The 22,834-nt window shown below is 58.1% G+C and carries 20 protein-coding genes; 10 read left to right on the forward strand and 10 right to left on the reverse strand.

All coding sequences use genetic code 11. The annotated features are described in order from the left end of the window. The first annotated feature begins 623 nt into the window (after positions 1 to 623). On the forward strand, positions 624 to 1,910 hold the full coding sequence (locus QQF33_RS21840; RefSeq protein ID WP_282494103.1) for a citrate synthase: 1,287 nt from the start codon (positions 624 to 626) through the stop codon (positions 1,908 to 1,910). A gap of 300 nt (positions 1,911 to 2,210) precedes the next feature. On the opposite strand, the gene nei is transcribed toward QQF33_RS21840, so the two are convergent. The 10 genes from nei to QQF33_RS21890 form a co-directional block, all read right to left on the reverse strand. After that, positions 2,211 to 3,002 (reverse strand): endonuclease VIII, encoded by a 792-nt coding sequence (gene nei, locus QQF33_RS21845; RefSeq protein WP_285158591.1) that lies wholly within the window; start codon positions 3,000 to 3,002, stop codon positions 2,211 to 2,213. A gap of 13 nt (positions 3,003 to 3,015) precedes the next feature. Next, on the reverse strand, positions 3,016 to 3,660 hold the full coding sequence (gene pcp, locus QQF33_RS21850) for a pyroglutamyl-peptidase I (RefSeq protein WP_282494105.1): 645 nt from the start codon (positions 3,658 to 3,660) through the stop codon (positions 3,016 to 3,018). Positions 3,661 to 3,669: 9 nt separating this feature from the next. Further along, positions 3,670 to 4,665: a DUF979 domain-containing protein gene (locus tag QQF33_RS21855; RefSeq protein WP_285158592.1), complete on the reverse strand. Its 996-nt coding sequence runs from the start codon at positions 4,663 to 4,665 to the stop codon at positions 3,670 to 3,672. Further along, complete coding sequence (locus QQF33_RS21860) at positions 4,662 to 5,381, reverse strand: DUF969 domain-containing protein (RefSeq protein ID WP_282494107.1); 720 nt, start codon at positions 5,379 to 5,381, stop codon at positions 4,662 to 4,664. Before QQF33_RS21860 ends, QQF33_RS21855 begins: the two co-directional genes overlap by 4 nt. Before the next feature lie 49 nt (positions 5,382 to 5,430). Further along, a complete protein-coding gene (gene pxpA, locus QQF33_RS21865) occupies positions 5,431 to 6,165 on the reverse strand; it encodes a 5-oxoprolinase subunit PxpA (RefSeq protein ID WP_285149224.1) in 735 nt (244 codons plus the stop codon). Further along, positions 6,155 to 7,087, reverse strand: a complete 933-nt coding sequence (pxpC, locus tag QQF33_RS21870; RefSeq protein WP_285149034.1) for a 5-oxoprolinase subunit PxpC — start codon at positions 7,085 to 7,087, stop codon at positions 6,155 to 6,157. The genes pxpA and pxpC overlap by 11 nt, the downstream gene beginning before the upstream one ends. After that, the gene (pxpB, locus tag QQF33_RS21875; protein ID WP_285149033.1) at positions 7,081 to 7,737 is read right to left on the reverse strand and encodes a 5-oxoprolinase subunit PxpB; all 657 of its coding nucleotides are present in this window, start codon (positions 7,735 to 7,737) and stop codon (positions 7,081 to 7,083) included. The genes pxpC and pxpB overlap by 7 nt, the downstream gene beginning before the upstream one ends. Before the next feature lie 14 nt (positions 7,738 to 7,751). Beyond that, the gene (locus QQF33_RS21880; protein ID WP_285146754.1) at positions 7,752 to 8,495 is read right to left on the reverse strand and encodes a type 2 GTP cyclohydrolase I; all 744 of its coding nucleotides are present in this window, start codon (positions 8,493 to 8,495) and stop codon (positions 7,752 to 7,754) included. Positions 8,496 to 8,505: 10 nt separating this feature from the next. Next, complete coding sequence (gene phrB / locus QQF33_RS21885; protein WP_285158593.1) at positions 8,506 to 9,918, reverse strand: deoxyribodipyrimidine photo-lyase; 1,413 nt, start codon at positions 9,916 to 9,918, stop codon at positions 8,506 to 8,508. Positions 9,919 to 10,146: 228 nt separating this feature from the next. After that, on the reverse strand, positions 10,147 to 10,353 hold the full coding sequence (locus QQF33_RS21890; RefSeq protein ID WP_095281257.1) for a YbfA family protein: 207 nt from the start codon (positions 10,351 to 10,353) through the stop codon (positions 10,147 to 10,149). Positions 10,354 to 10,662: 309 nt separating this feature from the next. Here QQF33_RS21890 and kdpF point away from each other — a divergent pair, with 309 nt between their 5' ends. From kdpF to potE, 9 genes are all read left to right on the forward strand, one after another. Further along, positions 10,663 to 10,752: a K(+)-transporting ATPase subunit F gene (kdpF, locus tag QQF33_RS21895; protein ID WP_003858638.1), complete on the forward strand. Its 90-nt coding sequence runs from the start codon at positions 10,663 to 10,665 to the stop codon at positions 10,750 to 10,752. After that, positions 10,752 to 12,431, forward strand: a complete 1,680-nt coding sequence (kdpA, locus tag QQF33_RS21900) for a potassium-transporting ATPase subunit KdpA (RefSeq protein WP_285149031.1) — start codon at positions 10,752 to 10,754, stop codon at positions 12,429 to 12,431. Before kdpF ends, kdpA begins: the two co-directional genes overlap by 1 nt. A 19-nt stretch (positions 12,432 to 12,450) precedes the next feature. Continuing rightward, the gene (gene kdpB, locus QQF33_RS21905) at positions 12,451 to 14,499 is read left to right on the forward strand and encodes a potassium-transporting ATPase subunit KdpB (RefSeq protein WP_285149030.1); all 2,049 of its coding nucleotides are present in this window, start codon (positions 12,451 to 12,453) and stop codon (positions 14,497 to 14,499) included. Between the two features lie 12 nt (positions 14,500 to 14,511). Continuing rightward, positions 14,512 to 15,087 (forward strand): potassium-transporting ATPase subunit KdpC, encoded by a 576-nt coding sequence (gene kdpC / locus QQF33_RS21910; RefSeq protein ID WP_285149029.1) that lies wholly within the window; start codon positions 14,512 to 14,514, stop codon positions 15,085 to 15,087. Beyond that, a complete protein-coding gene (kdpD, locus tag QQF33_RS21915; protein WP_285149028.1) occupies positions 15,088 to 17,775 on the forward strand; it encodes a two-component system sensor histidine kinase KdpD in 2,688 nt (895 codons plus the stop codon). After that, positions 17,772 to 18,449 (forward strand): two-component system response regulator KdpE, encoded by a 678-nt coding sequence (gene kdpE / locus QQF33_RS21920; RefSeq protein ID WP_282494117.1) that lies wholly within the window; start codon positions 17,772 to 17,774, stop codon positions 18,447 to 18,449. Before kdpD ends, kdpE begins: the two co-directional genes overlap by 4 nt. Positions 18,450 to 18,728: 279 nt before the next feature. Continuing rightward, entirely contained in the window at positions 18,729 to 18,833 is a 105-nt protein-coding gene (gene speFL / locus QQF33_RS21925; protein WP_106875989.1) for a leader peptide SpeFL, read from the forward strand. A 254-nt stretch (positions 18,834 to 19,087) separates the two neighbouring features. Further along, positions 19,088 to 21,286: an ornithine decarboxylase SpeF gene (gene speF / locus QQF33_RS21930; RefSeq protein ID WP_285149027.1), complete on the forward strand. Its 2,199-nt coding sequence runs from the start codon at positions 19,088 to 19,090 to the stop codon at positions 21,284 to 21,286. Then, positions 21,280 to 22,599, forward strand: a complete 1,320-nt coding sequence (gene potE, locus QQF33_RS21935; protein WP_282494142.1) for a putrescine-ornithine antiporter — start codon at positions 21,280 to 21,282, stop codon at positions 22,597 to 22,599. The genes speF and potE overlap by 7 nt, the downstream gene beginning before the upstream one ends. Positions 22,600 to 22,834: the final 235 nt, after the last annotated feature.

The following is a 22,834-nucleotide window of genomic DNA, read 5'->3' on the forward strand; positions in this document are numbered from 1 at the left end:
GTTCCGGAGACCTGGCGGCAGTATAGGTCGTTCACAAAACCATTACAATTAACCTACATACAGTTTGTCGGGTTTTATGCGGAACAGTGATCAGAGTCACGATAACAACATTATTTTAAATTTTAATCATCGCATTTGACAAAGATTAAACATTATTGTTACAAACAACAGCAGAAAAGGCATATAATGCGCAAAAGTTATGAGGTCTCTCTTTCACCTGAGATTTAGTTATGTAACAGTGTGATGGTATTGACCGAAGTTATCAGGACAGTTATTAGTGATATACAGGTTTGAATAATTCGGACTGCGAAGACACTGATTTGCTGTTGTTTCTCTGATTTTTCATTCGTTTACCTGCAAGGCGCCATAGCTCTGTACCCTGGTTTCTCCTCGCGAGCTGAGCGGCAAGCCAAATAACAAACTGGTAACGATGTGATAAACAGCTGAAAGCGAATCCGTTTTAAACACGCAGGCATTCGAGCTAGATCAAGGCGGCAAGCCAGAGAATCCCTGGGAGCATAGATAACTATGTGACCTGGGTTCGAGGGCGCAGCCAACGCAGAGCTAGCTTGAAGGACTAAGTGTTTCGTGGTCTTAAGCATAAGGCGCTAAGGAGACCGTAAATGGCTGATACAAAGGCAAAGCTCACCCTAAACGGTGACACTGCTATTGAACTGGATGTGCTAAAAGGCACGCTCGGTCAGGATGTTATTGATATCCGTACTCTGGGTTCTAAAGGGGTATTTACCTTTGACCCTGGCTTCACCTCCACCGCATCTTGCGAATCCAAAATCACCTATATCGACGGTGACGAAGGTATCCTGCTCCACCGCGGTTTCCCCATCGATCAGTTAGCCACCGAATCCAACTATCTGGAAGTGTGCTACATCCTGCTGAACGGCGAAAAACCGACGCAGGAACAGTACGATGAGTTCAGAACCACCGTCACCCGCCACACCATGATTCATGAGCAGATTACCCGTCTGTTCCATGCATTCCGTCGTGATTCGCATCCGATGGCCGTGATGTGTGGGATTACCGGTGCGCTGGCGGCGTTCTACCACGACTCCCTGGACGTGAATAACCCACGCCATCGCGATATCGCGGCATTCCGTCTGCTGTCCAAAATGCCAACCATGGCGGCGATGTGTTACAAATATTCCATCGGTCAGCCATTTGTTTACCCGCGTAACGACCTCTCCTATTCAGGCAACTTCCTGAACATGATGTTCTCCACACCGTGCGAAACCTACGAGGTGAACCCGGTGCTTGAGCGCGCAATGGACCGTATTTTGATCCTGCACGCTGATCACGAACAGAACGCATCGACCTCTACCGTCCGTACCGCAGGCTCTTCAGGCGCCAACCCGTTCGCCTGTATCGCTGCCGGTATCGCCTCCCTGTGGGGACCGGCGCACGGTGGCGCCAACGAAGCGGCACTGAAGATGCTGGAAGAGATCAGCTCCGTTGAGCACATTCCTGAGTTCGTGCGTCGTGCGAAAGACAAAAACGACTCCTTCCGCCTGATGGGCTTCGGTCACCGTGTTTACAAAAACTATGACCCGCGCGCGACCGTCATGCGTGAAACCTGCCACGAAGTGCTGAAAGAGCTGGGTACTAAAGATGATCTGCTGGAAGTGGCGATGGAGCTGGAACATATCGCGCTGAACGACCCGTACTTCATCGAGAAGAAACTGTACCCGAACGTCGATTTCTACTCTGGCATTATTCTGAAAGCGATGGGCATTCCGTCTTCCATGTTCACCGTGATCTTCGCGATGGCGCGTACCGTCGGCTGGATTGCCCACTGGAACGAAATGCACAGCGAAGGCATGAAAATCGCGCGTCCGCGTCAGCTGTATACCGGCTACGACCAGCGTGATTTTAAGTCTGATGTGAAGAAGAAGTAAGAATCAGCCCGGTCATGTACCGGGCTCATGTTCGAATGTAGGCCGGGTAAGGCGCAGCCGCCACCCGGCTTTTTTTATTCCTGCGCAGGAATTGCCGGGCGGCACTGCGTTTGCCCGGCCTACGGTAATAACTCAGCCGTATATATCTTTTGTAGGCCGGGTAAGGCGCAGCCGCCACCCGGCTTTTTTATTTCCGCGCAGGCATTGCCGGGCGGCACTGCGTTTGCCCGGCCTACGGTAGTAACCCAGCCGTGTATATCCTTTGTAGGCCGGGTAAGGCGCAGCCGCCACCCGGCTTTTTTACTTCTGGCACTGCGGGCACCAATAAAATGGCCGCGACGACAACATCGTTCGCTCAATCGCCCCGCCACATCGCTCGCACGGCTTCCCTTCGCGATGAAACACCTTAAAACGGAACAACGCCCCGTGATGTTTATTCTCATCGACCACGCCGCGCGTGTTGTAGGAAAGACGAGGAATCTCCAGCAGCGCGTGAGACAAAGCATCAAGCTGAACCTCATTGAGCTCGGACGCCTTACGTTGTCCTGCCAGACCCACTTCCCACAGAATTTCGACGCGCAAATAGTTGCCTAACCCGGCGAGAAACGCCTGTTCGAGCAGCAGCCCGGAAAACTGGCGATTGCGAAACGCGGGCGACAGCAGCCGGGCTTTCACCTCGTCTGCCGTCAGACGCAAATCCAGCACATCCGGCCCCACCCGCTGCAGGAACGGGTGAGTGAGCAGTTGCTCCGGCGTTAACATCTCAATATCCGAGGCGCTGTAGAGCAAAATGGCCTTCTCCGCCGTCTGCAATCTGACGCGTAACACCCGGTTGGTTTGTAACTGCTCACCCACATTAATCACCCGCCAGACGCCATAAAGCTGATTGTGGCTATATAACGTCAGGTTATGGGTGAAATGTGTCAGCAGGGCTTTGCCGCGCGTCTCGATATGGGTCACGCTTTGCCCGATAAGCTGAGCTTCATAGGGTTTTAACTGAGGGAAAGCAAACCACGCATCGGTGAGTGGTTTGCCCTTTATCGCCGCCTCCAGGCTATCCGCCGCGCGGCGGATCTCCGGACCTTCTGGCATCTTTGCTCCTTTGTTAGTGCGTCGCGCCGCCTACGATTTTGACGTCATCCGTCTGGCGCAGCGCCACTTCAATTGCCACGATGAGCGCCGCTTTCACCGTTTGCGCCGCCATGCTCGGTGCGCCCGGATGGGCTGCGGCCTGTTCCGGCAGGTAAGGGATATGGATAAACCCGCCCTTCACCTCAGCGCTGTCGCTGATTTTATGCAGCAATCCGTACATCACGTGGTTGCAGACGAAGGTTCCCGCCGTCTGAGAAACAGACGCCGGAATACCGCTTTCGCGCATCGCCGCCACCGTCGCCTTGATCGGAAGCCGGGTAAACCACGCCGCCGGACCGCCCGGCACAATGGGCACATCAATCGGCTGCTGGCCGCGATTATCCGGGATCCGCGCATCGTCCACGTTGATGGCAACGCGCTCGACGGTCACATCCACGCGCCCGCCCGCCTGTCCGACGGCAATCACCACCGCCGGATTAAGTTCATCGATCGCCGCGTTCAGCACGCTTAAGGATTCGCCAAACACGCAGGGAAGCTGGCGCGTCACCACGCGACAGCGGTCGATAATACTTCCCTCAAGCTGGCTGACCACTTCCCACGAAGGGTTAACGGTCTCGCCGCCAAAGGGCTCAAAACCGGTGACTAATACATAACGCATCGTCTCTCCTTACAGGAACATCAGGAAATACAGCAGGAACACGTTGGCAATCAACAGCAACACGCCGGTCGGCACCTGCGCTTTGATCACCGCATTTTTATCCGGCAGCTCGAGCAGCGCGGCGGGCACGATGTTAAAGTTCGCCGCCATCGGCGTCATCAACGTGCCACAGTAGCCGGAGAACATACCGATCGCCGCCATTACCGCCGGGTTACCGCCGTGCTGCAGCACCAGAATCGGAATACCGATCCCCGCCGTCACAATCGGGAACGCCGCGAATGCATTGCCCATCACCATGGTGAGCAGCGCCATGCCGATGGCATACACCGCCACGGCGATAAAGCGGCTGTCCACCGCCAGATAGGTTTTCGTCAGCCAGGAGATGCCGTCGCCCACGCCCGCGGCGGTAAACAGCAGGCCCAGGGTGGCGAGAATTTGCGGCAGGATAAACGCCCAGCCGATGGAGTCCAGCAGACGGCGCGCTTCCTGAAGAGGCTGATGCACTTTTTCGTGCGTCATTTTGACCGCCATCGCCAGGCCAATCAGCGACCCGACGGTCATGGAGAAGAGCGTGACCAGCGTCGAGTGATTCCCCGGCCCAAACAGACCGTCCTGCAGCCCTGGCACATGGTTAAACATCAGCACGCCCACCACCGTCACCACCGGAATGGCGAGCGCCGGGTAAAACAGTCGGTTGCCGAGCCGCTTCGCACTGGCCTCCCGCTCTTCGGGTTTACGCTGGTGATAGCTGCCGAGCTTCACGCCGCCAAAACCGGCGATCAGGGCCAGGCCGACAACGGCCACGCCGACGGCAATGTGTACCGTGCGCTTATCGCCCACCAGCTGATAGGTCCAGTCACCGAGGAGAAAAATCAGGCCGTAGACGCCCCAGAACAGGCCGGTAGTGATGCGTCTGGGGTTGGCTTTATCGCGGAACGACATCACCGCGACGATCAGCAGGACCAGCCCTGCCAGCCAGTAGAGATAACTTTGCTGGAAATTCATGACGCATCTCCCTGCGAGTGAGCGGTTTTCGCCAGCTCGCGCTCAAGATGCTTGTCCAGCCGCCACAGGCGGGTGGCGTGAATGATAAAGGCACAGATCGCCGTCGGAATGCCCCACAGGGCGATGTGCAGCGGCTCGGTCTGAATCCCGCCAGACTCCAGCATAAAGTTATGCATAAAGATGATCGCCCCGAAGGCAACGAAGATATCTTCGCCGAAGAACAGCCCGACGTTGTCCGTCGCCGCCGACATCGCCCGCAGGCGATAGCGCACCGCGCCCGGCAGCTCGCCATATTTTTTCTCCGCCGCACCCTCTGCCATCGGCGCCAGCAGCGGTCGCACCATCTGCGGATGCCCGCCGAGACTGGTCAGGCCCATTGCTGCCGTGGCCTCGCGCACGAAGAGATAGACAATCAGCAAGCGCCCTGCCGTCGCGCTGTGGATTTTAGCGATCCACGCCTGGGCGCGCTCTTTCAGACCATGCCGTTCGAGCAAGCCGATAACGGCTAAAGGAATCAGAAGGATATAGGGAAGGTTACGGGTATTGAGGAACCCTTCGCCCAGCTTTTCAAGGATGGTGGCGATGGGCATATGCGCCGCCACGCCGGTGACAATCCCGGCGACTATGACCACCAGCACCGGATTAAAACGTAAGATAAACCCGACCACGATCACCGCAATACCGATGAGTGGCCAGAGCGATAGCGTCTCTGCCATTTTTTCTTCCTGTCGTTGTTTAGTGTTATGTTGTGTTTGCTTTTGTGCGTTATGCACTGATTTTTATATTATTTAACTCAAATTCTTTGCGCAAGCGACGAGCAAATTCCAGGGCGTGTTCCCCGTCGCCGTGCAGGCAAACGGTCTGCGCATGCACGGTGGCCCATTCGCCTGTAATGCTTTTCACCTGGCCGCGCTGCACCATCTCCAGAGTTTGCGCCAGCGCCTGCTCTTCATCGGCAATCAGCGCCCCCGGCTCGCTGCGCGGAACCAGACTGCCGTCGGCGCGATAGCCGCGATCGGCAAACACCTCTTCGCGGGTCGCGAGCCCGTAACGCTCTCCGGCGCGGATCAGTTCGCTTCCCGCCAGCCCGACCAGAATCAAACCGCTGTCGACGTCATGCACCGCGCGAGCAATCGCGTCAGCCAGCTGTGCATCTTTTGCCGCCTGGTTGTAGAGCATCCCGTGGGGTTTGACGTGACGCAGTTGCCCCCCTTCGGCGCGGACAATCGCCGCCAGCGCACCAATCTGGTACAGCATCTGGGCGTAAACCGTCTCCGGCGGCAGGTTCATGGCCGTGCGCCCGAAGTTCTCCCGGTCGGGAAAGCTCGGATGTGCGCCAATCGCCACGCCGTTTTTTAACGCCTCGCGCACGCTCTCGCGCATGGTCTGCGCATCCCCGGCGTGAAATCCGCAGGCGATATTCGCCGACGATACCAGCGTCAGTAACTCGGCGTCGCTCCCGCAGCCTTCGCCCAGATCCGCATTTAAATCAACGACGATCATTCAACCTCCATGCCAGTTGTTCGATGAACTGCTTCTGCACGCGCCGCGCCTCGAGCGCCTCTTCCAGCGTACAGGCCACAAAATGGATCGGCTGCCCGAGCGGGATTTGCGCCAGATGGTACATGTCCGCCTCAATGATGCAGGCGATACGCGGATAGCCGCCGGTGGTCTGGGCATCATTCATCAGGATAATCGGCTGACCGTTGCCCGGCACCTGGATCACCCCCGGCAGCAGGCCATGTGAGACCAGTTCGCGATCCGTGGTACGAGCCAGCTGCTGGCCCTGCAGTCGGTAACCCATGCGGTTACTCTGCGGGCTGAGCTGCCACGGCAGACGCCAGAAGGCATCCTGCGAGGCCTGATCAAACTCGTGATACTCCGGCCCCGGCAGGGCGCGGATCCGGTTGCTCCACAGCAGCTGTTTCACGCCCTGCGCTTCAGCAAATTCACGCGACGGCTCGCCCAGCGGCAGGTTGTCGCCATCCTTCAGCAGTCGCCCTTCGAAGCCGCCAATACCGGTTTTGAGATCGGTGCTGTAAGAGTTCATCACCTGGGGGACATCAATTCCACCGCTGACCGCGAGATAGCTGCGCATACCGTGCTGCGGGCGGTGGAGCGTCAGACGCTGCCCGGCTTTCACCTGCAAGCGCCAGCCGGTCCAGACCGCCGCGCCGTCCAGCGTGGCGTCACAGCCTGCGCCCGTCAGGGCAAACCAGCCGTCGCGGGCAAATTCAAAACTACACTGCCCGAGGGTTATCTCCAGCGCCGCGGCATTGGCGTCGTTGCCCACCAGCAGGTTGGCAATCTGTAGCGCCGGTTTGTCCAGCGCGCCGCAGTAGCTGATCCCGGACTGACGTAAACCGGTGCGACCGCCGTCCTGCACCGAGGTGTATAACCCCGCGCGAATGACCTTCAACATACCCCCTCCTTCTGCGGCACAAACCGCACGGTATCGCCCGGTCGCAACAGCACCGGCTCTTCGCGGTGAGCATCAAACAGCGCCAGCGGAGTCAGGCCGATAAGCTGCCAGCCGCCCGGTGAGGCGAGTGGATAGATACCGGTTTGCTGCCCGCCGATACCCACAGATCCCGCCGGAACCTGCAGGCGCGGCTCGCCGCGACGCGGGGTGTGAAGCTGCTCCGGCAGCCCGCCCAGATAGGGAAAACCGGGCTGGAAACCGAGGAACCACACCACGTAGTCCACCGAGGCGTGCAGTTCAACGACCTGTTTTTCCGAAAGCCCGGCGTGGCGCGCGACCTCGCCCAGATCCGGCCCCGCCTTTTTGCCGTACACCACCGGGATCTCGATAAAGCGCGACTCCGGCTCCAGCGCCTCGCTCTCTTCCCACCAGCGTTGTAAGCGCTCGATGGCGTCCAGCGCCACCGACTGCGGATTGCGCAGTACCACGGTAATGTTGTTCATCCCCGGAATGGCTTCCACCACTTCCGGGATTTCGGCCAGCCGCTGAGTTAAGCGCCAGATTCGTTTTTGCGTGGTGATCGTGACCGGAGGTTCCAGCTCCAGCACCACCGCCGTTTCGCCTAATAAATAACAACGCGCTCGCTGCACTTACGCACCTCTCATCAGGCAGGATTAGGGATATCAATAAAGGTCACATCGAGATCGGTATTTTCCGTCAGCCACTCGCTCAGGGCGCGAATGCCACCGCGCTCGGTGGCATGGTGCCCCGCTGCGTAAAAATGCAAACCCTGCTCGCGGGCAGAGTGAATGGTCTGCTCGGAGACTTCACCGGTAATAAAGGCGTCGACGCCGAAGCGCGCGGCACTGTCGATAAAGCCCTGACCGCCGCCGGTACACCACGCCACGCGTTTCACGAGATCCGGGCCGGTGTCACCGCTCCACAGCGGACGACGGCCCAGACGCGCCTCAATCCAGGAAGCAAGTTCCAGGCCAGGAACCGGCATAGAGAGCTCGCCCCACGGCACCAGCGGTTCGATTTCGCCCATCACGGTGATGCCGAGAAGCTGAGCGAGCTGGACGTTGTTACCCAGCTCCGCGTGCGCATCCAGAGGCAAGTGCCAGCCATACAGGTTGATGTCATTCGCCAGCAGGGTTTTCAGGCGGTTACGCTTCATGCCGCGAATGATCGGCGCTTCGTTTTTCCAGAAATAACCGTGATGCACGATCACCGCATCTGCCTGCAGACGCACTGCTTCATCCAGCAAGGCCTGGCTTGCCGTGACGCCGGTGACAATCTTTTGCACCGTTTCACGCCCTTCCACCTGCAGGCCGTTTGGACCGTAGTCGCTGAAGCTGGCGCTGTTCAGCTTTTCATTGATTAAGGTTTCCAGTTCGCTGTTTTTCATCATCACTCTCTTACGCTTTGCGGGCGGCTTCATAGGCCGCCAGTGTGGCGACTCGCGCCTGTTTATGGTCAACAATCGGGCGCGGATAATCGAGCGTTTCGCCCGTTTTATCCGCCCACGCCCAGGGTTCATGAATCGATTTACCCGGCACATCGGTCAACTCCGGCAGCCACTGGCGGATAAACTCGCCGGTCGCGTCAAATCGTTGGCCCTGAGTTGTCGGGTTAAATATCCGAAAATAAGGTGCGGCGTCGGTTCCGGTCGAGGCCGCCCACTGCCAGCCGCCGTTGTTAGCCGCCAGATCGCCGTCGATCAGCTGCGAAATAAAATATCGCTCCCCGGCGCGCCAGTCGATCAGCAGGTCTTTGACCAGGAAGCTGGCGACGATCATTCGCAGGCGGTTGTGCATCCACCCCGTTTCGTTGAGCTGGCGCATCGCCGCATCGACAATCGGATAGCCCGTCTGACCGTTTTGCCACGCCTGTAATTGCTTGTCATCCTGCTGCCACTGCACCTTATCCGTCCAGCGGATGAAGGGGCGATGTTTACATAAATCAGGATGATAGGTCATCAGATGACGATAAAATTCTCGCCAGATCAGCTCGTTAAGCCACACCGCACCTGCGCCGCCGTCCAGCGCCTGCGGCTGTTCCGCCAGCAGGCGATGCAAACACTGGCGCGGGGAAAGCACGCCCAGCGCCAGGCACGCCGATAAACGGCTGGTGCCTTCGACGGCGGGGAAATCGCGCTGTTCTTCATACTCCGCGGCGTGGTCTTTGCAGAACTGGCGCAGCTGCGCAATCGCGGCTTTTTCGGTCGCGGGGAAGTGGTCCGGGTTGAAATCGGCCTGGGGATAATCGAAGTTGAGATCATCTGAAACGCTCAGCGCCGCTCCGCGGCTCGCAGGGGCGGCGACGCACTCCGGCAGGCCCTCTTTCAGGCGTTTCAGATACGCGTTTTTGAACGGCGTAAAGACTTTATACATCTCGTGACTGCCGGTCATGACGCTGCCGGGCGGCAACATCACGCTGTCGTCAAAGCCCTGACAGACGACCGTATCCAGCCGTTTTTCCAGCTCCCGGTCGCGCTGCTGTTCGTTGAATTCGTACTGGTAGTTGTAAAAAAGATGGGTGACGTCATGCTCGTCGCAGACTTGCTGAACTTTTTCGCTCTGCGCGGCAAAGTCGTTCACCTCGGCATAAATCAGCGGAATGCCCTTCTGTGCCAGGCCTTGCTGCAGCTCATTGAGATGCGCGCGCAGATACGCCGCCTGTCGCGGCGCCATGCCGTGCGCACGCCACTGTTCGGGCGTGGCGATAAACAGGGCCAGCACGCGGGCGTGTTGCGACCGGCAAGCCGCAGCGAGCGCGATGTTGTCATGAAGGCGCAGATCCGCGCGAAACCAGACCAGATGCGTGGTCATAACACTCCTGAATAATTGTCCATAACCTAAGCGTAGCGTTTCTGACCGCAGGCCGAAACCGCGTCGTCACTCCCTTAAACGGCGAGATGACGAACTCTATAATGTTTAAGTTATGTTACAGGAGCAAGTGTAACCTTCGCTCAGATAGCGTGAGGTAAACTACAGACACAAAAAAACCGCCACATCTCTGTGGCGGCTCGACATTGCTGTGTGAGTCTTTGCTTTATCTTAGTAAAAATCGCAGGTCGCTTTTTCGGCCTGGTCCATCCATACCGGTTTCTCGCTGGTTTTCGCCCAGACGCGGTGCAGATAGCTGTAAAAACGGGCACGGTCTTTCCAGAATAACATCACTGGCAGCGCCACAATCCCGGCCACTACGGCGAAGGTGCGACGTAAAAAGACAACATGTGCTGGAAACTCTTTATACAGGTCCATGATTTTCTCCCCTATAGCTTGGCCGGAAACGTTATCCGGAAAATTCAAAAGTGGTTATCTGGCTAAAATAGTACCGCTTTGTTTGTAATTTTACTACTCATCCGACCACTTATTTTCGTCCGTTTAGTGAATATTTACATTCCGCCTGTAATTAAGTTACATAAAAGTTAACAAGATACTTACCATTAGTTAAATTAGGGTCTTGCCATTTTTATACTTTTTTTACACCCACCCCACTGATTTTTGCGAAATCTTTGCGCCATAAATCCTACCTTTTGCACAACGACAAAAGTCACCCGGAGGTGAATTGTGAGTGCAGGTCTGATTGCTGGCATCGTGCTGGTGTTCCTGTTGTTGGGCTATCTGATTTATGCCCTGATTAATGCGGAGGCCTTCTGATGGTGGCCCAGGCATTTTTACTGATCGCCAGCTTCCTGCTGGTGCTTTTCGTGCTTGCAAGACCGCTAGGAAGCTGGCTGGCGCGGATGATTAACGGCGGCGCGCTGCCGGTAGTCGGCGGCGTCGAAAACGGGGTATGGCGCATACTGGGCGTGAATACCGAGGAGATGAACTGGCGTCAGTATCTGACGGCGATTTTACTGCTGAACATCGTCGGGCTGGCGTTTCTGTTCGCGATGCTGATGCTGCAGGGCATCCTGCCGCTGAACCCGCAGCAGCTGCCGGGCCTGTCATGGCATCTGGCGCTTAATACCGCGGTGAGTTTCGTCAGCAACACCAACTGGCAGTCCTATGCCGGGGAAACCACCCTGAGCTATTTCAGCCAGATGGTCGGGTTAACGGTGCAGAACTTCCTCTCTGCCGCCAGCGGTATCGCGGTGATCTTCGCCCTGACCCGCGCCTTTGCCCGTCAAAAAATCAACACGCTCGGCAACGCGTGGGTCGATCTCACACGCATCACCCTGTGGGTGCTGCTGCCGATTTCTCTGCTGATTGCCCTGTTCTTTATCCAGCAAGGGACGTTGCAGAATCTCCTGCCCTACTCGTCTTACACTTCGCTTGAAGGAGTGAAACAGATGCTGCCGATGGGTCCGGTGGCGTCGCAAGAGGCGATCAAAATGCTCGGGACCAACGGCGGCGGCTTCTTTAACGCCAACTCCTCGCATCCGTTCGAAAACCCGACTGCGCTGACCAATTTCGTGCAAATGCTGGCGATCTTCCTGATCCCCGCCGCGCTCTGTTTTGCGTTTGGCGATGTGGTGAGCGATCGCCGTCAGGGCCGCACGTTGCTGTGGGCGATGTCGATTATCTTCGTGGTCTGCGCGGCGCTGGTGATGTGGGCGGAATGGCACGGTAACAGCCACTTCCTGCAGCTGGGCGCTGACAGCAGCATCAATATGGAAGGCAAAGAGAGCCGCTTCGGCATTCTCGCCAGCAGCCTGTATGCCGTCGTCACAACGGCAGCCTCCTGCGGGGCGGTGAACGCGATGCACGACTCCTTCACTGCGCTGGGTGGGATGATCCCCCTGTGGCTGATGCAGATTGGCGAAGTGGTCTTCGGCGGCGTCGGGTCTGGTCTGTACGGCATGCTGCTGTTCGTTCTGCTGGCGGTGTTTATTGCCGGGCTGATGATTGGCCGCACGCCGGAGTATCTGGGCAAGAAAATCGACGTCCGTGAAATGAAGCTGACAGCCCTCGCTATCCTGGTCACACCGGCTCTCGTGCTGATCGGCACCGCGCTGGCGCTGATGACCGAAGCCGGGCGCAGCGGCATTTTCAACCCTGGCATCCACGGCTTTAGCGAAGTGCTGTACGCCGTCTCGTCTGCCGCTAACAACAACGGCAGCGCCTTTGCCGGGTTAAGCGCCAACTCACCGTTCTGGAACTGCCTGCTGGCGTTCTGCATGTTCTTCGGCCGCTTTGGGGTCATCGTGCCGGTGCTGGCTATCGCCGGGTCGCTGGTGAGCAAAAAGATCCAGCCGACGTCGACCGGGACATTGCCAACCCACGGCGCGCTGTTTATTGGCCTGCTGATTGGCACCATCCTGCTGGTCGGTGCCCTGACCTTTATCCCCGCCCTCGCTTTAGGCCCGGTCGCGGAACATCTTTCTTTACGCTAACAGAGCGGAGATATCAGTCATGAGTCGTAAACAACTGGCCCTCTTAGAACCGACCTTGGTTCGCCAGGCGTTGATGGATGCGGTAAAAAAACTCAGCCCGCGCGTGCAGTGGCACAACCCGGTGATGTTTATCGTCTGGATTGGCAGCGTGATCACCACTGTGCTGGCCGTCGCCATGAGCACCGGACACCTGACGGGCGATGCCCTCTTTACCGGTGCCATCAGCCTGTGGCTGTGGTTTACCGTGCTGTTCGCCAACTTTGCCGAAGCGCTGGCGGAAGGCCGCAGCAAGGCACAGGCCAACAGTCTGAAAGGGGTCAAAAAGACCGCCTTTGCCCGCAAACTGCGTGAGCCGAAATACGGCGCACAGATGGATCACGTCCCGGCCGATGAGCTGCGCAAAGGCGACGTGGTGCTGGTGGAAGCCGGTGACATCATCCCCTGCGACGGGGAGGTGATCGAAGGCGGCGCATCGGTGGACGAAAGCGCTATTACCGGGGAGTCCGCCCCGGTGATCCGCGAGTCCGGCGGTGACTTTGCCTCGGTCACGGGCGGGACGCGCATTCTCTCCGACTGGCTGGTGATCCAGTGCAGCGTTAACCCCGGCGAAACTTTCCTCGACCGGATGATCGCCATGGTCGAAGGCGCGCAGCGTCGTAAAACGCCGAACGAAATCGCGCTGACCATTCTGCTGGTGGCCCTGACCATCGTCTTCCTGCTGGCGACCGCCACCCTGTGGCCGTTCTCGGCCTACGGCGGCACGGCGGTGAGCGTCACGGTGCTGGTGGCTCTGCTGGTCTGCCTGATCCCGACGACCATCGGCGGCCTGCTGTCGGCGATTGGCGTGGCCGGGATGAGCCGGATGCTCGGCGCGAACGTCATCGCCACCAGCGGTCGTGCGGTCGAAGCGGCGGGCGACGTGGATGTGTTGCTGCTGGATAAAACCGGGACCATTACGCTGGGCAACCGTCAGGCGTCGGATTTCCTGCCTGCGCCTGGCGTGGATGAGAAAACCCTGGCCGACGCGGCGCAGCTCTCGTCGCTGGCCGATGAAACACCGGAAGGCCGCAGCATCGTGATTCTGGCGAAACAGCGCTTTAACCTGCGTCAGCGCGACGTGCAAAGCCTGCATGCCACCTTTGTGCCCTTCACGGCGCAGACGCGGATGAGCGGGATTAACATCCAGGACCGCATGATCCGTAAAGGCTCGGTGGACGCCATTCGTCGCCACATCGAGGCCAACAACGGTCACTTCCCGCCGCAGGTCGATCAGCTGGTGGAAAGCGTGGCGCGCCAGGGGGCTACGCCGCTGGTGGTCGCCGAAGGGGCGAACGTACTCGGCGTAATTGCCCTGAAAGATATCGTCAAAGGCGGCATCAAAGAGCGTTTTGCCCAGCTGCGTAAGATGGGGATCAAAACGGTGATGATCACCGGGGATAACCGCCTGACCGCCGCGGCCATCGCCGCTGAAGCCGGTGTGGATGATTTCCTCTCGGAAGCGACGCCGGAAGCGAAACTGGCGCTGATCCGTCAATACCAGGCCGAAGGCCGTCTGGTGGCGATGACCGGCGACGGCACCAACGACGCCCCGGCGCTGGCCCAGGCCGACGTGGCGGTGGCGATGAACTCAGGAACCCAGGCCGCAAAAGAAGCGGGCAACATGGTCGATCTGGACTCTAACCCGACCAAGCTAATCGAAGTGGTGCACATCGGGAAACAGATGCTGATGACCCGCGGATCGCTCACCACTTTCAGTATCGCCAACGACGTGGCGAAATACTTCGCCATTATTCCGGCGGCGTTTGCGGCCACCTATCCGCAGCTTAACGCTCTGAACGTGATGCACCTGCACTCGCCCGCGTCGGCGATCCTCAGCGCCGTGATTTTCAACGCCCTGATTATCGTCTTCCTGATCCCGCTGGCGCTGAAAGGGGTGAGCTATAAACCGCTGACCGCTGCCGCCATGCTGCGCCGCAACCTGTGGATTTACGGTCTTGGCGGATTGGTGGTGCCTTTTATCGGGATCAAACTTATCGACCTGTTACTGACCCTGTTCGGGCTGGTTTAAGAGAGAAATCAAATGACTATGTTACGTCCCGCTATACTTCTGTTTATTCTGCTCTCCCTGATGACCGGCGGGCTTTACCCGCTGGTCACCACCGCGCTGGGCCAGTGGTGGTTTAAGGATCAGGCCAACGGTTCGCTGATTCTGCAAAACGGCGAGAGTCGCGGTTCGCGCCTGATTGGGCAGAATTTTAGCGACGCGGGCTACTTTCAGGGGCGTCCTTCCGCCACCGCCGAAAGCCCGTATAATCCGATGGCATCGGGGGGCAGCAATCTGGCCGGAAGCAATCCTGAGCTGGATAAAGCCGTGAGCGAACGCATCAGCGCCCTGCGCGCCGCCAATCCGCAGGCGAATCCGACGGTGCCGGTTGAGCTGGTCACCGCTTCCGCCAGCGGCCTGGATTACAGCCTGACGCCCGCGGCCGTGGCGTGGCAAATTCCGCGCGTCGCTACCGCACGCGGGCTGACTACCGACCAGGTGAGCAAACTGGTCGCCGAGCACACGCAAAAACCGCTGGTGAGTTTTATCGGGATGCCGGTCATAAACATTGTTGAGCTGAATATGGCGCTGGACGCGCTAAGGAAAAACTAAATGACCGACGAGCCCCTGCGTCCGAATCCGGACAAGCTGCTTGAACAGACCGTTGAAGCGCACCGCGGCAAACTCAAAGTGTTTTTCGGCGCCTGTGCGGGCGTCGGAAAAACCTACGCCATGCTGACGGAAGCGCAGCGTTTACGGGCCCAGGGGCTGGATATTCTGATAGGGGTGGTCGAAACCCACGGGCGCAAAGAGACGGCGGCGCTGCTGGAGGGGCTGGCGACACAGCCCGCCCGCCGCATCAATCATCGCAGCCGCCTGGTCACCGAGTTTGATCTCGACGCCGCCCTCGCCCGCCGCCCGGCGTTGATTCTGATGGACGAACTGGCGCACAGCAATGCGCCAGGCTCGCGCCACCCCAAGCGCTGGCAGGATGTCGAAGAGCTGCTGGAAGCGGGCATCGACGTCTTTACCACCGTTAACGTCCAGCATCTGGAAAGCCTGAACGACGTCGTCAGCGGCGTGACCGGAATTCAGGTGCGCGAAACCGTCCCCGATCCCTTTTTTGATTCCGCCGATGAGGTGGTGCTGGTCGATCTGCCCCCGGACGATCTGCGCCAGCGCCTGCACGAAGGTAAAGTCTATATCGCCGGTCAGGCCGAACGCGCCATCGAACATTTCTTCCGCAAAGGAAACCTGATCGCCCTGCGCGAGCTGGCCCTGCGCCGCACCGCCGACCGGGTGGACGATCAGATGCGCGCCTGGCGTGACCGTCAGGGGCAGGATCGCGTCTGGCATACCCGCGATTCGATTTTGCTGTGCATCGGGCATAACAGCGGCAACGAAAAACTGGTCCGCACCGCCGCGCGGCTGGCGGCAAAATTCGGCAGCGCCTGGCATGCGGTTTATGTGGAAACGCCGCACCTGCACGCCCTGCCAGAGAATCAGCGGCGCGCGATCCTCAGCGCCCTGCGCCTTGCCCAGGAGCTGGGGGCGGAAACCGCCACCCTCTCCGATCCGGCCGAAGATAAAGCGATTCTGCGCTACGCCCGGGAGCACAATCTTGGCAAAATCGTCATCGGCCGCCGTCAGAACCGCCGCTGGTTTAGCCGGGAATCTTTTGCCGACAAACTGGCGAAACGCGCGCCGGATCTGGATTTAGTGATTGTCGCCCTCGATGAAAAACCGGCTCCCCTGCCCGGTCGCACGCCGGACGCGCGCACCTTTGGCGATAAATGGCGCATCCAGCTCAGAGGCTGTCTGGTCGCGACGGTGCTCTGCGCTCTGATCACTATTGTCGCCAGCCAGTGGCTGATTGCCTTTGACGCCGCCAACCTGGTGATGATCTACCTGCTCGGCGTGGTGGTCGTAGCGCTGCTATACGGACGCTGGCCGTCGGTGCTCGCCACGGTGATTAACGTCGCCAGCTTTGACCTCTTTTTCATCGCCCCGCGCGGGACGCTGGCCGTGTCAGATGTGCAGTACATTCTGACGTTTGCCGTGATGCTTACCGTCGGGCTGGTGATTGGGAATCTCACCGCCGGGGTGCGCTATCAGGCGCGTATCGCCCGCTATCGTGAACAGCGCACGCGTCATCTGTATGAGATGTCGAAATCGCTGGCGGTTGGGCGCACACCGCTGGATATCGTCCAGACCAGCGAGCAGTTTATTCGCTCCACCTTCCAGGCGAGCAGCCTGATTTTGCTTCCGGATGAGCACGGCAAACTGCGCCCCTTGACCTCCGCCAACGGCATGACGCCGTGGGATGAAGCCATCGCCCGCTGGAGTTTCGATAAAGGTCTGCCTGCCGGTGCCGGAACCGACACCCTCCCCGGCGTGCCTTATCTGATTCTGCCCCTGCGTAGCGCCGACAAAACGCTCGGGCTGGTGATTGTCGAGCCGTCGAATCTGCGCCAGCTGATGATCCCGGAACAGCAGCGTCTGCTCGAGACCTTCACCCTGCTGGTCGCCAGCGCTCTGGAGCGTCTGGCGTTGACCACCAGCGAAGAGCAGGCGCGGCTCGCGAGCGAACGCGAAAGCATTCGAAACTCCCTGCTGGCGGCATTGTCCCACGATCTGCGCACCCCGCTGACGGTGCTGTTTGGTCAGTCGGAGATCCTGACCCTGGATCTGGCGGCGGAGAACTCCCCGCACGCCCCGCAGGCCAGCGAAATCCGCCAGCACGTCCTGAACACCACCCGGCTGGTGAATAATTTGCTCGACATGGCGCGCATTCAGTCCGGCGGATTTAACCTGAAAAAAGAGTGGCTGACGCTGGAAGAGGTGGTCGGCAGCGCGTTGAAAATGCTGGAACCGGGGCTGGGTGGACGTCATATCACCCTCAATATGCCGGAGCCGCTTACGCTTATTCATGTCGACGGGCCACTGTTTGAGCGGGTGCTGATTAACCTCCTGGAGAACGCGGCGAAATATGCGGGAGCAAAAGCGGAAATTGGCTTAACGGCGGGCGTCGCCCATCAGGCGCTGCGTCTGGAGGTGTGGGACGACGGGCCGGGCATTCCGGCGGGTCAGGAAGCGGCGATATTTGAAAAGTTTGCGCGCGGGAATAAGGAGTCGGCAATCCCCGGCGTCGGGCTGGGGCTGGCGATATGCCAGGCGATTGTCGACGTGCACGGCGGGAGCATCACCGCCCACAACCGCCCGGAAGGTGGGGCCTGTTTTTGTGTTACACTTCCGCTGGATGCCCCGCCAGAACTTGATGAATTACCAGAGGATTTGTGATTAACGTCCTGATTGTTGAAGATGAACTCGCCATTAGCCGTTTCCTGCGCGCCGCGCTGGAGGGAGATGGCTTGCGCGTGTACGACGCCGGGACATTACAGCGCGGCCTGATCGAAGCGGCCACCCGCAAACCCGATCTGGTGATCCTCGATTTAGGCCTGCCGGACGGCGACGGTCTCGATTTTATCCGCGAAGTGCGCCAGTGGAGCCAGATGCCGATCATCGTGCTCTCGGCGCGCGCCGAAGAAACGGACAAGATTGCGGCGCTGGACGCCGGCGCCGATGACTATCTCAGCAAACCCTTTGGGATTGGCGAACTTCAGGCGCGGCTGCGCGTGGCGCTGCGCCGCCACAGCGCCACGACCCCGTCCGATCCGGTGTATACCTTTTCCGATATTCAGGTCGATCTGCCGGCGCGCCGCATTTTGCGCGGCACGGAAGAGATCCACCTCACCCCGATTGAGTTTCGCCTGCTGGCAGTGCTCCTCAACAACCACGGCAAAGTGCTGACGCAGCGCCAACTGCTGAACCAGGTCTGGGGACCGAATGCCGTCGAGCATAGTCACTATTTACGCATATATATGGGCCACCTTCGTCAAAAATTAGAGATGGACCCCGCACGCCCCCGCCATTTATTAACTGAAACCGGTATCGGTTATCGGTTTATGCTTTGAATATTTATTCAGAATTAACTCAACTCAAATAATATACTCTCCTTTTATCCATTCATTTATTAAGCCGCTCCTGGTATATGATCGCCTTAAAATAAATAAACACACCTAAAATACATTGCATTAACATTATTAATACAAAGCAGCGTTATGCACTGCGCTATTCACGCAAAACGAATATTTATTTCTGATTTGATCGGTTATTGGTGATCTTCTTCACGGTTTAGCGCCCTTTCCTGGATAAAATGGCCGTGCTTTCAATTACTGAAAGGAAAAATGCTCATGGAAAACAATAATCGTTTAATGCCTCATATCAGGCGAACAACGCATATTATGATGTTCGCCCACCGCAATAGCTTTGATTTTCATTTCTTCAACGCCCGGTAGTCCTTCGACCCAGGGCGCGTCTGCTTACAGGTTATCCTGAAATCTCCTGACTTACAGGCACTTGCCTGTGGGCGCTGCGCTCCTTTTCCTTAAATCCGCTTTTTTCCGTCACCGGACGGCGTGGATTTATTTCATCTAAAAGCAATGAACTGATTTTTTATCAGCGGCTCCTCTTTGCTTTTTTTCCGGAATATTTCGATTTCATTTTTATACGAAGTCGAAGGACAAATATTGCCTAAAATAAAGAGATAAATATGAACATGCTAAAAATCGCTGCCAGCCGTGCCTGCCCGGACTGCTTTACCACCACACGCGAAATGATTGACGTTGGCGCCACCGATTATATTGATGTCGCTGCCGTGGTTCTGGCTGTGGGCGATATTTTTAATGGCACCATTGAAGAAATAGAAGCCACCGGATTTGGCATTCCGGTCTTTATTGCCACCCACAAAGAAGAGATCGTTCCGGCTGAATATTTATCCCGCATTCACGGGGTATTTGAGTGCAACGACACCAGCAACGACTTCTACGGACGTCAGCTCGAAGCCGCCGCCGTGAAGTATGAAACTCAGCTGCGCCCGCCGTTCTTCCGCGCGCTGGTGGATTACGTCAAACAGGGCAACAGCGCCTTTGACTGCCCGGGGCATCAGGGCGGCCAGTTCTTCCGCCGTCACCCTGCCGGGAATCAGTTCGTCGATTTCTTCGGCGAGACGCTGTTCCGCTCCGATCTGTGTAATGCTGACGTGGCGATGGGCGATCTGCTGATCCACGAAGGCGCGCCCTGCACCGCGCAAAAACATGCGGCGAAAGTGTTTAACGCCGACAAGACCTACTTCGTACTGAACGGGACGTCATCTTCAAATAAAGTGGTGCTGAATGCTCTGCTGACGCCGGGCGATCTGGTGCTGTTTGACCGCAACAACCATAAATCCAACCACCACGGCGCGCTGCTGCAGGCGGGGGCAACGCCGGTTTATCTGGAAACCGCGCGCAACCCGTACGGCTTTATCGGCGGGATTGACGCTCATTGCTTCGAAGAGAACTATCTGCGTGAACTGGTGGCGGAAGTGGCACCGGGCAGGATGCGCGATCAGCGCCCGTTCCGCCTGGCGGTGATCCAGCTCGGCACTTACGACGGCACTATCTATAACGCCCGTCAGGTGGTTGATAAAATTGGTCATCTGTGCGACTACATTCTGTTCGACTCCGCGTGGGTCGGCTACGAGCAGTTCATTCCGATGATGGCCGATTGCTCCCCGCTGCTGCTGGAGCTGAACGAGAACGATCCGGGGATTCTGGTCACCCAGTCGGTGCATAAGCAGCTGGCCGGGTTCTCCCAGACTTCGCAGATCCATAAAAAAGACAGCCACATCAAAGGTCAGCAGCGCTATGTTCCGCATAAACGCCTCAACAACGCCTTCATGATGCACGCCTCCACCAGCCCGTTCTATCCACTGTTTGCCGCCCTGGACATCAACGCCCGCATGCACGAGGGGCAAAGTGGCCGCAACATGTGGATGGACTGCGTGGTGAACGGCATCGAAGCCCGGAAGCTGATCCTGCAAAACTGCCAGTATATCCGTCCGTTTGTGCCGGATATGGTCGATGGCAAACCGTGGGAAAGCTGGCCGACGGCGGAGATCTCTTCCGATCTGCGCTTCTTCCACTTCGTGCCGGGCGAGAACTGGCATGCGTTTGAAGGCTACGCCGAGCATCAGTATTTTATCGACCCGTGCAAACTTCTGCTGACCACACCGGGCATCAACGCTCGCACCGGTGAGTACGAAGATTTTGGCGTCCCGGCGACTATTCTCGCCAACTTCCTGCGCGAAAACGGCATCGTCCCGGAGAAATGCGACCTCAATTCGATCCTGTTCCTACTGACGCCTGCCGAAGACATGGGCAAGTTGCAGCAGCTGATCGCCCAACTGGTGCGTTTCGAGAAACTGCTGGAAACCGATGCGCCGCTGAAAGAGGTGCTGCCGTCAATCTATAAACAGCATCCTGAGCGCTACGCCGATTACTCCCTGCGCCAGATTTGCCAGGAGATGCACAACCTCTACGCGCGCCACAACGTGAAACAGCTGCAAAAAGAGATGTTCCGCAAGGCGCACTTCCCGACGGTGAAAATGAATCCACAGGAGGCGAACTACGCCTATCTGCGCGGCGAAGTCGAGCTGGTTTCCCTGCGCGATGCGGAAGGCCGAATTGCGGCGGAAGGCGCCCTCCCTTACCCACCGGGCGTGCTGTGCGTGGTTCCTGGTGAAGTCTGGGGCGATGCGGTGCTGCGCTATTTCACCGCGCTGGAAGAAGGGATCAACCTTCTGCCGGGCTTCGCTCCTGAGCTTCAGGGCGTGTATGTCGAAGAGTGCGACGGGCGCAAACAGGTTCGCTGCTACGTGATTAAGCAGCCCGCCGCTCGGCCCGCGCTGCTGAAAGGGGAAACATTATGAGTAAGAAATCCAACAAGATGGGCGTGGTGCAGCTTACCGTATTGACCATGGTGAATATGATGGGCTCGGGCATCATCATGCTGCCGACCAAACTCGCGGAAGTGGGGACGATCTCGATTATCTCCTGGCTGGTGACGGCGGTGGGTTCGATGGCGCTGGCGTGGGCTTTCGCCAAATGCGGGATGTTCAGCCGTAAGTCTGGCGGCATGGGCGGTTACGCGGAGTATGCCTTCGGCAAGTCGGGCAACTTTATGGCTAACTACACCTACGGCGTGTCGCTGCTCATCGCGAACGTAGCAATTGCGATTTCGGCGGTCGGATACGGCACGGAGCTGTTCGGCGTGGCGCTGAGTCCGGTGCAAATCGGGCTGGCGACCATCGGCGTGCTGTGGCTCTGTACGGTGGCCAACTTTGGCGGCGCGCGCATCACCGGGCAGATCAGTAGCGTGACCGTCTGGGGCGTGATTATTCCGGTCGTGGGTCTGTGCATTATCGGCTGGTTCTGGTTTAGCCCGACGCTGTACGCCAACTCCTGGAACCCGCACCACGTGCCGTTCTTCGCGGCGGTCGGTTCGTCTATCGCCATGACGCTGTGGGCTTTCCTGGGTCTTGAATCGGCGTGTGCCAACGCCGAAGTGGTGGAAAACCCGGAACGCAACGTGCCGATTGCGGTACTGGGCGGGACGCTGGGGGCGGCGGTGATTTACATCGTCTCCACCAACGTGATCGCCGGGATTGTGCCGAACATGGATCTGGCGAACTCCACCGCGCCGTTTGGTCTGGCGTTTGCGCAGATGTTCACCCCGGAAGTCGGGAAAGTGATCATGGGCCTGATGGTGATGTCCTGCTGCGGTTCGCTGCTCGGCTGGCAGTTCACCATTGCGCAGGTGTTCAAATCTTCTGCGGACTCCGGTTATTTCCCGAAAATCTTCTCGCGTGTCAGCAAGTCCGAGGCACCGATTCAGGGGATGCTGGCGATTGTGATCTTCCAGAGCGGCCTGTCGCTGATGACCATTAGCCCGTCCCTGAACAGCCAGTTCAACGTGCTAGTGAACCTGGCGGTGGTGACCAACATCATTCCGTATATTCTGTCGATGGCGGCGCTGGTGATTATTCAGAAGATGGCGAACGTCGATCCGCGTAAAGCTAAGATCGCGAATTTCGTGGCGCTGGTTGGGGCGATTTATAGCTTCTATGCCCTCTACTCTTCCGGGCAGGAAGCGATGCTGTACGGCGCGATGGTGACCTTTATGGGCTGGACGCTGTACGGTCTGGTATCACCGCGGTTTGAGTTGAAGAATAAGCACAGTTAAGTCAGGCACAAAAAAGCCCGGTGGCGCTGACGCTTACCGGGCCTACGAGGTAAAAGCAAAACGGCAACCCGAGGGTTGCCGTTTTTAATGTTTTCGCCCTCTCCCTGTGGGAGAGATACCGTCTTGTCGGTTATCCGGCAAGCGGTATTTCAGCATTAAATTCTCGTCCGGATTTCACCACGCCATAGGCCAGCTGGAGCAGTTTTCTCATCCCGGCACATACGCGTTCCTTCCC

The sequence above is a fragment of the Lelliottia wanjuensis genome (assembly GCF_030238365.1).
Taxonomy (GTDB): Bacteria; Pseudomonadota; Gammaproteobacteria; order Enterobacterales; family Enterobacteriaceae; genus Enterobacter; species Enterobacter wanjuensis.

Coding starts and splice junctions, on each gene's coding strand:
- speFL (WP_106875989.1), top strand. CDS start 18,729: ATGGAAAACAATAATCGTTTAATGCCTCATATCAGGCGAACAACGCAT.
- kdpB (WP_285149030.1), top strand. CDS start 12,451: ATGAGTCGTAAACAACTGGCCCTCTTAGAACCGACCTTGGTTCGCCAG.
- kdpD (WP_285149028.1), top strand. CDS start 15,088: ATGACCGACGAGCCCCTGCGTCCGAATCCGGACAAGCTGCTTGAACAG.
- kdpC (WP_285149029.1), top strand. CDS start 14,512: ATGACTATGTTACGTCCCGCTATACTTCTGTTTATTCTGCTCTCCCTG.
- QQF33_RS21855 (WP_285158592.1), bottom strand. CDS start 4,665: ATGAATTTCCAGCAAAGTTATCTCTACTGGCTGGCAGGGCTGGTCCTG.
- QQF33_RS21860 (WP_282494107.1), bottom strand. CDS start 5,381: ATGGCAGAGACGCTATCGCTCTGGCCACTCATCGGTATTGCGGTGATC.
- phrB (WP_285158593.1), bottom strand. CDS start 9,918: ATGACCACGCATCTGGTCTGGTTTCGCGCGGATCTGCGCCTTCATGAC.
- pcp (WP_282494105.1), bottom strand. CDS start 3,660: ATGCGTTATGTATTAGTCACCGGTTTTGAGCCCTTTGGCGGCGAGACC.
- kdpA (WP_285149031.1), top strand. CDS start 10,752: ATGGTGGCCCAGGCATTTTTACTGATCGCCAGCTTCCTGCTGGTGCTT.
- pxpC (WP_285149034.1), bottom strand. CDS start 7,087: ATGTTGAAGGTCATTCGCGCGGGGTTATACACCTCGGTGCAGGACGGC.
- QQF33_RS21890 (WP_095281257.1), bottom strand. CDS start 10,353: ATGGACCTGTATAAAGAGTTTCCAGCACATGTTGTCTTTTTACGTCGC.
- QQF33_RS21840 (WP_282494103.1), top strand. CDS start 624: ATGGCTGATACAAAGGCAAAGCTCACCCTAAACGGTGACACTGCTATT.
- speF (WP_285149027.1), top strand. CDS start 19,088: ATGAACATGCTAAAAATCGCTGCCAGCCGTGCCTGCCCGGACTGCTTT.
- QQF33_RS21880 (WP_285146754.1), bottom strand. CDS start 8,495: ATGAAAAACAGCGAACTGGAAACCTTAATCAATGAAAAGCTGAACAGC.
- nei (WP_285158591.1), bottom strand. CDS start 3,002: ATGCCAGAAGGTCCGGAGATCCGCCGCGCGGCGGATAGCCTGGAGGCG.